This is a genomic window from Variovorax sp. P4_D9, from assembly GCF_056401695.1.
In genome coordinates, this window is record NZ_JBFUIU010000477.1 from 1 (window position 1) to 7,052 (window position 7,052).

The following is a 7,052-nucleotide window of genomic DNA, read 5'->3' on the forward strand; positions in this document are numbered from 1 at the left end:
GCGCGGCAAGGATCCTCTGTCCGGCCCGTTGAACCTCGGCGTGATCTACACCATCGGCCCCTACCTGCTGCCCGACCTGGTGCGGCAGAACATCGCCCGCACGCCGCAGATGCCGCTGGTGCTGCAGGAGAACTTCACCGTCAAGCTGCTCGAGATGCTGCGCGCCGGCGAGATCGACTGCGCGATCATGGCCGAGCCCTTTCCCGACACCGGCCTGGCGATCGCCGCGCTCTACGACGAGCCCTTCATGGCCGCGCTGCCGGCGCACCATCCGCTGGCCGATCGCGAGTCGGTGAGTTCCGACGAGCTCAAGAAGGAAACCATGCTGCTGCTCGGCACCGGCCACTGCTTTCGCGACCATGTGCTTGAGGTGTGTCCCGAGTTCGCGCGCTTCTCGAGCAATGCCGAAGGCATTCGCAAGAGCTTCGAGGGTTCCTCGCTCGAGACCATCAAGCACATGGTGGCCTCGGGCATGGGCGTAACGCTRGTGCCGCGGCTGTCGGTGCCGGCCGAGGCGCTCAAGCCGCGCACCAAGGGACGCAAGGAGCTCGAGCAGATCGTGCGCTACCTGCCGGTGCGCGACACCCAGGGTGGCGAGCCGCCGACCCGCCGCGTGGTGCTGGCCTGGCGCCGCAGCTTCACGCGCTACGAGGCGATCGCAGCCCTGCGCAACGCGATCTATGCTTGCGAACTGCCCGGCGTCAGGCGTCTGTCCTGACGTCGTCCTGCGATAGAGTGCGGCTGTTGCGATGCGGCCGCCGCTCGCCCCGCCTCCGCTGGCCCCTGTTTCCTGCCGTCAACCCTTCTGTAGAAAGAACCTGTCGCCATGGCCAAAGTCATCAAGAAGCCGAAGTCGCCCGCCACGCCCGCGCCAGCACCCTCCGCAGGCAAGGTGCCGAAGAAGGGCGGCGTCAAGGTCGCCGAGGCATCGGGCAGCCGCAACGCGCCGATCATCAACATCGGCATCGATCGGCAGGACCGCGCCGCCATCGCCGAGGGCCTGAGCCGTGTGCTGGCCGACACCTACACGCTCTACCTGACCACCCACAACTTCCACTGGAACGTGACCGGTCCCCACTTCAACTCGCTGCACGCGATGTTCATGACCCAGTACACCGAGCTGTGGGGCTCGACCGACGTCATCGCCGAGCGCATCCGCGCGCTGGGCCACTACGCGCCGGGCTCCTACGCCGAGTTCAGCAAGATCGCCACCGTGCCCGACGTGCCGCAGACGCCGCCCAAGGCGATGGAGATGGTGCGGATCCTGGTCAAGGGCCACGAGACCGTGTCGCGCATCGCGCGCGAGTTCATCCCGGTGGCCGAGGAAGCCGGCGACGATCCGACCGCCGACATGCTGACCGCCCGCTGCACCGTGCACGATCAAACGGCCTGGATGCTGCGCTCCCTGCTCGAAGAGTGAGGCGTTGACAGTGGCGCACCCCGTGTCGATGACGCCCCGGCATTCGCGGATCGCGCTGTGGCTTGACCTGATCCGCTGGAACCGGCCGGCGGGCTGGCTGCTGCTGCTCTGGCCGACCCTGGGCGCGCTCTGGTTCGCCGCCGGCGGCTGGCCAGGCTGGCACCTGCTGGTGGTCTTCGTGCTCGGCACCATCCTGATGCGCAGCGCGGGCTGCTGCATCAACGATGTCGCCGATCGCGAGTTCGACCGCCATGTCAAGCGCACCGCGCAGCGGCCAGTCACCAGCGGCGCGATCTCGGTGAAGGAGGCGCTGGCGGTGGGTGCGGTGCTCGCGCTGGCCGCCTTCGCGCTGGTGCTCACCACCAACCTCGTGACGGTGCTGTGGTCTTTCGTGGCGCTGGCCGTCACGCTGGTCTATCCCTACGCCAAGCGCTTCGTCTCGATCCCGCAGGCGGTCCTCGGCATCGCCTTTAGCTTCGGGATCCCGATGGCCTTCGCGGCGGTGCGCGCCGAGGTGCCGGCACTGGCCTGGTGGCTGCTCGCGGGCAACCTGTTCTGGGTGCTTGCCTACGACACCGAGTACGCCATGGTCGATCGCGACGACGACCTGCGCATCGGGATGAAGACCTCGGCGATCACCTTCGGGCGCTTCGACGTCGCGATCGTGATGGCCTGCTACGCGATGTTCCTCGCGGTGTGGACCGCAGTCGGCGCCCGCAGGGGCCTCGGCCCGGTGTTCTACCTGGCGATCGCCGCGGCTGCGGGGCAGGCGCTGTGGCACTGGCGCCTGATCCGGGATCGCACGCGGGAGGGCTGCTTCAAGGCCTTCCGCCTCAACCACTGGCTAGGCTTCACCGTCTTCGCCGGCGTCGTCGCAGGGTTCAAGCTCGCCCCCAGGTTGGCGCACTTCGTTTAGCCGCCCACCCCCTACCGGGGGCGCAGTCAGCGGCCCGGCGAAGCCGGTTCCGCGACTGCCCACCAACGGGCGCGCTGCGCGCGGCCGAGAAAGAAGAGCCGCGCCGGTCTTCACCGGGCAACCTGGCGGCGAGCCTATGCTCCGAACTCGGCGGCGAGCTCGCGGGCGCGCTGGTGGGCGGCGCGGACCGCGGCCTTGAATTTGCCGGCCAGGTCGGCGTTCTCCATCGCCGTGATCGCCGCATAGGTGGTGCCGCCCTTGGAGGTTACGCGATCGCGCAGCACCGCCGGCGGTTCGCTCGCGCCGGCCGCCAGTGCCGTCGCGCCCGAGAAGGTGCCGACCGCAAGTTGGTGGGCCTGCTCCGGTGTCAGGCCGAGCTCGATGCCGGCCTCGGTCAAGGCCTCGATGAAATAGAACACATAGGCGGGCCCGGAGCCGGAAATCGCGGTGACCGCGTCGAGCGCCTCCTCGGCATCGACCCAGAGCAGTTCGCCAGTGGGGCCCAGCACCTGTTCGACCCGCTTGCGGCCCGCGGAATCTACGGCGCTGCGTGCGAACAAGCCGGTCATGCCCTGGCCGACCAGTGCCGGCGTGTTGGGCATGGCGCGCACGACCCGTTCGGTGCCGAGCCAGCGGGCGATGCTGTCGGACGGGATGCCGGCGGCGACGCTGACGTGCAGGGCGTCGGGTGCCAGCCCGCGCACCGGCTTCGCGGCCTCGGCGAAGGTCTGCGGCTTGACGGCCCAGACGATGACTTCGCAGCGCCCCAGCGCCGGGCCGGCCTCGGCTTGGGCGACGATGCCGAAGTCGCGCGCCAGGCGCTCTCGGGCCTCGGCGAAGGGCTCGACCACTTCGAAAGTGGCGGCCGGCGTGTCCTGCCGGATCAGACCGGCGATGACCGCGCTGGCCATGTTGCCGCCGCCGATGAAGGCGATCGGCGGCAGGGGGGCCGGCTCCTGGCGGGGCAGGAAGGTGACTGCGATGTTCATGACTTGTCCGTGAATTCGAAGGCTGCGAACTGGGTGACCTGTCCTGGATTGAAATTGTCGTCGCTCAACGCCACCAGCATGCGTCGGCCGTCCTGCAGATCGGGGCCCCAGCAGAGCCCCTCGGTATTGTCGAGGCGCGCGAGGCCGAGCGTCGCGAAGTCCGCCACCCGCCTTTTCGGCGCCGGGCGGTGATTGTCCGGCGACAGCGCATCGAGGGCCAGGGTATCGCTGGCTGCGCGGGTATCGATCTCGTAGAGCCGCAGCGAATTGCCGACGCCCGTCGCATAGGCGCGCTCGAGCACCAGCATGCGGTGGGCGTCGATCATCAGCACCTCGCTGACGCCGTTGTCGGCGTAGGTGCCGGGCAGCAGCGGCCGCAGGGGGATCGCGTCGGGCTGGTAGGCGATCTGGCCCCGGGCCTGGCCGCTCGCCAGGTCGATCCGGGTGAACCGGCAGAGGCCGCCGGGAGCCCGCAAGCTCGGCACCGGGCCGTCCTGGACCATTGCGTTCTCCATGGCGACCCAGGCGTCGCGGCCGTCCGGCGTCAGCGCCAGGCCTTCCAGGCCGAGGTTGTCTCGGGGGCCGCGCTGGCCGCTGCGGTCGGCGGCGAACATCGGCGGCAGCGCGATCTCCCGTACTAGCGTGCCGTCACGACGCGACTCGTAGAGCGCAGGGCCGAAGCCTCGCGAGACGTCGCCTTCGCTGATCCACAGCACCGTGCCCGTGTCCGGGCGCCAGCGGATCGCCTCCGGGTCGACCACCGGAATGGCCGGGGTCGCCGCGCTGCGGGCCGGCCAGAAGCTGCCGTCGGCCTGCCGCAACAGCGTCACGCTGGTCGCCCGCGGGGCTTCGCGGCCTGCGGAGGGCCAGCTTGCGCTATAGAACCGGGCCGGCGCCAGGTCGGAGCGATCGTCGCTCAGAAGCAAGTACTCGCCTGTCGCGCTGTCGTAATCGATCCCCGACAGGCCGCCAATGATGCTGCCTTCGTAGTTCAGCCGGTGCGGCCAGCGGGCCTCGGCCAGCAGGCGCAGCGGCTGGCCCTCCGGCGCGGCCTGCCGCTCGGCCACCCCGCTGCGACAGGCTGCCAGGGCGGCAGCCATCCCTGCCACCAGCAGGCGGCGGCGCGGTAGGGGCACTGGGCGTCGGGCTGGCACGCCGCAAGTCTACGGGCTGCGGTCCCGGTCCAACGGGGGGTGTTGACGGCCCGTCTGGACTATGCAACAATCGCGGGCTTCGCTTTTAAAGGCGAGCGTTTCTGCAAAGTTTGCAGTTTCAGCCCAAAGGAAGCGCGCCGGAGTGGTTTCGGTGCGTGGACGACGGGCCCAAGACTGACCGCAGTGCTGCTCATCGGAATCGTCCGAACCAGCAAACGGTACAAGTTGGGAATATCACGACATGATCCAAACTGAATCTCGGCTCGATGTGRCCGACAACACAGGCGCGAAGTCCGTCCTGTGTATCAAGGTGCTCGGCGGTTCCAAGCGGCGTTATGCCAGCGTGGGCGACGTCATCAAGGTCAGCATCAAGGAAGCTGCTCCTCGCGGTCGCGTCAAGAAGGGCGAGATCTACAGTGCAGTGGTGGTTCGCACCGCCAAGGGCATCCGTCGCGCCGACGGCTCGCTCGTCAAATTCGATGGCAACGCCGCCGTGTTGCTCAACGCCAAGCTGGAGCCCATCGGCACCCGCATCTTCGGACCGGTCACGCGCGAATTGCGCACCGAGAAGTTCATGAAGATCGTGTCGCTGGCACCCGAAGTTCTGTAAGGACAACAACGCCATGAACAAGATTCGCAAAGGCGACCAGGTCATCGTGTTGGCCGGGCGCGACAAGGGCAAGCGCGGCACGGTGTCGCTGCGCAAGGATGACTCCCATCTGGTCATCGACGGCATCAACCTCGTCAAGAAGCACACCAAGCCGAACCCCCTCAAGGGTACGACCGGTGGCATCGTCGAGAAGGCCATGCCGATTCATCAATCCAACGTGGCGATCTTCAATGCCGCGACCGGCAAGGCCGATCGTGTGGGCATCAAGGTCACGGACGGCAAGCGCGTGCGCGTCTTCAAGTCCAGCGGCGAAGAAATCAAGCTGGCCTAAGGAGTACTCACATGGCACGTCTCCAACAACACTATCGCGAAAAGATCGCGAAAGACCTGACCGAGAAGTTCGGCTACACCTCGCCGATGCAGGTTCCGCGTCTGACCAAGATCACGCTCAACATGGGCGTGGGTGAAGCAGTCGCCGACAAGAARGTCCTCGACAACGCCGTCGCCGACCTGACCAAGATCGCCGGCCAGAAGCCCGTGGTCACCAAGTCGAAGAAGGCCATCGCCGGTTTCAAGATCCGCGAGAACCAGCCGATCGGCTGCATGGTCACGCTGCGTGGCGTCCAGATGTACGAATTCCTCGATCGTTTCGTGACCGTGGCCCTGCCGCGCGTTCGTGACTTCCGCGGTATTTCGGGTCGTGCCTTCGATGGCCGCGGCAACTACAACATCGGCGTGAAAGAGCAGATCATTTTCCCCGAGATCGAATACGACAAGGTCGATGCCCTGCGCGGTCTCAATATCAGCATCACGACGACGGCCAAGACCGACGAAGAAGCCAAAGCGCTTCTCGCTGGCTTCCGTTTCCCGTTCAAGAACTGAGGCGACCTGTGGCTAAAGCATCTTTGATCCAACGCGAACTCAAGCGCGACAACCTTGTCGCCAAGTACGCCGCGAAGCACGCCGAACTCAAGGCGATCGCCAACGACTTCAAGAAGAGCGACGAAGAGCGCGCTGCTGCCCGTCTGGGCCTGCAGAAGCTGCCGCGCAACGCGAACCCCACGCGCCAGCGCAACCGTTGCGAAATCACCGGTCGTCCGCGTGGCACCTTCCGTCAATTCGGTCTGGGCCGCGCCAAGATCCGCGAACTGGCTTTCAACGGCGACATCCCCGGTGTCACCAAGGCCAGCTGGTAAGCCAGGCAGGAGCAAACAACATGAGCATGAGTGATCCCATTGCCGACCTGCTGACGCGTATTCGTAACGCGCAGATGGTGGCGAAGCCCACTGTGTCGGTCCCGTCTTCCAAGGTGAAGATCGCGATCTCGCAGGTCCTGAAGGACGAGGGCTACATCGACGGTTTCCAGGTCAAGACCGAGGACGGCAAGTCCGAACTCGTCATCACGCTGAAGTACTACGCTGGCCGCCCGGTCATCGAGCGCATCGAACGCGTGAGCCGCCCCGGCCTGCGCGTCTACAAGGCCGCCCAAGCCATCCCGCAAGTCCAGAACGGCCTCGGCGTCGCGATCGTCACGACCCCCAAGGGCGTGATGACCGACCGCAAGGCGCGCGCTACCGGTGTCGGTGGCGAAGTGCTGTGCTACGTCGCCTAACCGAGACATCGAGGAGTTACTGAAATGTCCCGAGTAGGAAAAATGCCGGTCGCCATCCCCGCAGGCGTGGATGTGTCGATCCAGGAAGACCAGATCAGCGTCAAGGGCACGGGCGGTTCGCTCAACCTGCCCCGCAACGCCCTGGTGAAGGTCGTCAGCAACGACGGCAAGCTGAGCTTCGAGCCCGCCAACGATTCGCGTGAAGCGAATGCGATGAGCGGCACGCTGCGCCAGCTGGTGAACAACATGGTGGTCGGTGTGACCAAGGGCTTCGAGAAGAAGCTCAACCTGGTCGGCGTCGGCTTCAAGGCTGCCGCGCAAGGTTCCAAGCTGAACCTCCAGGTCGGCTAT

11 protein-coding genes are annotated in these 7,052 nt (G+C 66.6%); 9 read left to right on the forward strand and 2 right to left on the reverse strand.

Annotated features, from left to right (window positions below):
- From AC1DY5_RS35790 to ubiA, 3 genes are all read left to right on the forward strand, one after another.
- Positions 1–718: hydrogen peroxide-inducible genes activator (locus AC1DY5_RS35790; RefSeq protein ID WP_478119236.1), on the forward strand; the 718-nt coding region annotated here is incomplete at its 5' end.
- A 108-nt stretch (positions 719–826) separates the two neighbouring features.
- On the forward strand, positions 827–1,420 hold the full coding sequence (locus tag AC1DY5_RS35795; RefSeq protein ID WP_478119237.1) for a Dps family protein: 594 nt from the start codon (positions 827–829) through the stop codon (positions 1,418–1,420).
- A gap of 28 nt (positions 1,421–1,448) precedes the next feature.
- The gene (gene ubiA, locus AC1DY5_RS35800; RefSeq protein ID WP_478119244.1) at positions 1,449–2,336 is read left to right on the forward strand and encodes a 4-hydroxybenzoate octaprenyltransferase; all 888 of its coding nucleotides are present in this window, start codon (positions 1,449–1,451) and stop codon (positions 2,334–2,336) included.
- A 134-nt stretch (positions 2,337–2,470) separates the two neighbouring features.
- Here the strand turns inward: ubiA and proC are convergent, their stop codons facing one another.
- Together proC and AC1DY5_RS35810 are read right to left on the reverse strand one after the other, a co-directional pair.
- A complete protein-coding gene (gene proC, locus AC1DY5_RS35805; RefSeq protein WP_478119238.1) occupies positions 2,471–3,325 on the reverse strand; it encodes a pyrroline-5-carboxylate reductase in 855 nt (284 codons plus the stop codon).
- On the reverse strand, positions 3,322–4,425 hold the full coding sequence (locus tag AC1DY5_RS35810; RefSeq protein WP_478119239.1) for an esterase-like activity of phytase family protein: 1,104 nt from the start codon (positions 4,423–4,425) through the stop codon (positions 3,322–3,324). The genes proC and AC1DY5_RS35810 overlap by 4 nt, the downstream gene beginning before the upstream one ends.
- Positions 4,426–4,720: 295 nt before the next feature.
- On the opposite strand from AC1DY5_RS35810, the gene rplN reads away from it, so the two are divergent.
- The 6 genes from rplN to AC1DY5_RS35840 all read left to right on the forward strand — a co-directional run.
- Positions 4,721–5,089, forward strand: coding sequence for a 50S ribosomal protein L14 (rplN, locus tag AC1DY5_RS35815; RefSeq protein WP_478119240.1), 369 nt, complete (start codon positions 4,721–4,723; stop codon positions 5,087–5,089).
- Between the two features lie 13 nt (positions 5,090–5,102).
- Positions 5,103–5,420 (forward strand): 50S ribosomal protein L24, encoded by a 318-nt coding sequence (gene rplX / locus AC1DY5_RS35820; protein ID WP_478119241.1) that lies wholly within the window; start codon positions 5,103–5,105, stop codon positions 5,418–5,420.
- Between the two features lie 11 nt (positions 5,421–5,431).
- On the forward strand, positions 5,432–5,971 hold the full coding sequence (gene rplE, locus AC1DY5_RS35825) for a 50S ribosomal protein L5 (protein WP_286371087.1): 540 nt from the start codon (positions 5,432–5,434) through the stop codon (positions 5,969–5,971).
- Between the two features lie 8 nt (positions 5,972–5,979).
- Entirely contained in the window at positions 5,980–6,285 is a 306-nt protein-coding gene (gene rpsN / locus AC1DY5_RS35830; protein WP_286371088.1) for a 30S ribosomal protein S14, read from the forward strand.
- Positions 6,286–6,305: 20 nt separating this feature from the next.
- The gene (gene rpsH / locus AC1DY5_RS35835; RefSeq protein WP_478119242.1) at positions 6,306–6,701 is read left to right on the forward strand and encodes a 30S ribosomal protein S8; all 396 of its coding nucleotides are present in this window, start codon (positions 6,306–6,308) and stop codon (positions 6,699–6,701) included.
- 24 nt (positions 6,702–6,725) lie between these two features.
- A partial coding sequence (locus AC1DY5_RS35840; RefSeq protein ID WP_478119243.1) for a 50S ribosomal protein L6 occupies positions 6,726–7,052 on the forward strand: 327 nt, incomplete at its 3' end.

Excerpts from the sequence above, each read along its gene's own strand:
- AC1DY5_RS35810 (WP_478119239.1), bottom strand. The coding sequence starts at position 4,425 with ATGGCTGCCGCCCTGGCAGCCTGTCGCAGCGGGGTGGCCGAGCGGCAG.
- AC1DY5_RS35795 (WP_478119237.1), top strand. The coding sequence starts at position 827 with ATGGCCAAAGTCATCAAGAAGCCGAAGTCGCCCGCCACGCCCGCGCCA.
- rpsH (WP_478119242.1), top strand. The coding sequence starts at position 6,306 with ATGAGCATGAGTGATCCCATTGCCGACCTGCTGACGCGTATTCGTAAC.
- rplX (WP_478119241.1), top strand. The coding sequence starts at position 5,103 with ATGAACAAGATTCGCAAAGGCGACCAGGTCATCGTGTTGGCCGGGCGC.
- ubiA (WP_478119244.1), top strand. The coding sequence starts at position 1,449 with ATGACGCCCCGGCATTCGCGGATCGCGCTGTGGCTTGACCTGATCCGC.
- proC (WP_478119238.1), bottom strand. The coding sequence starts at position 3,325 with ATGAACATCGCAGTCACCTTCCTGCCCCGCCAGGAGCCGGCCCCCCTG.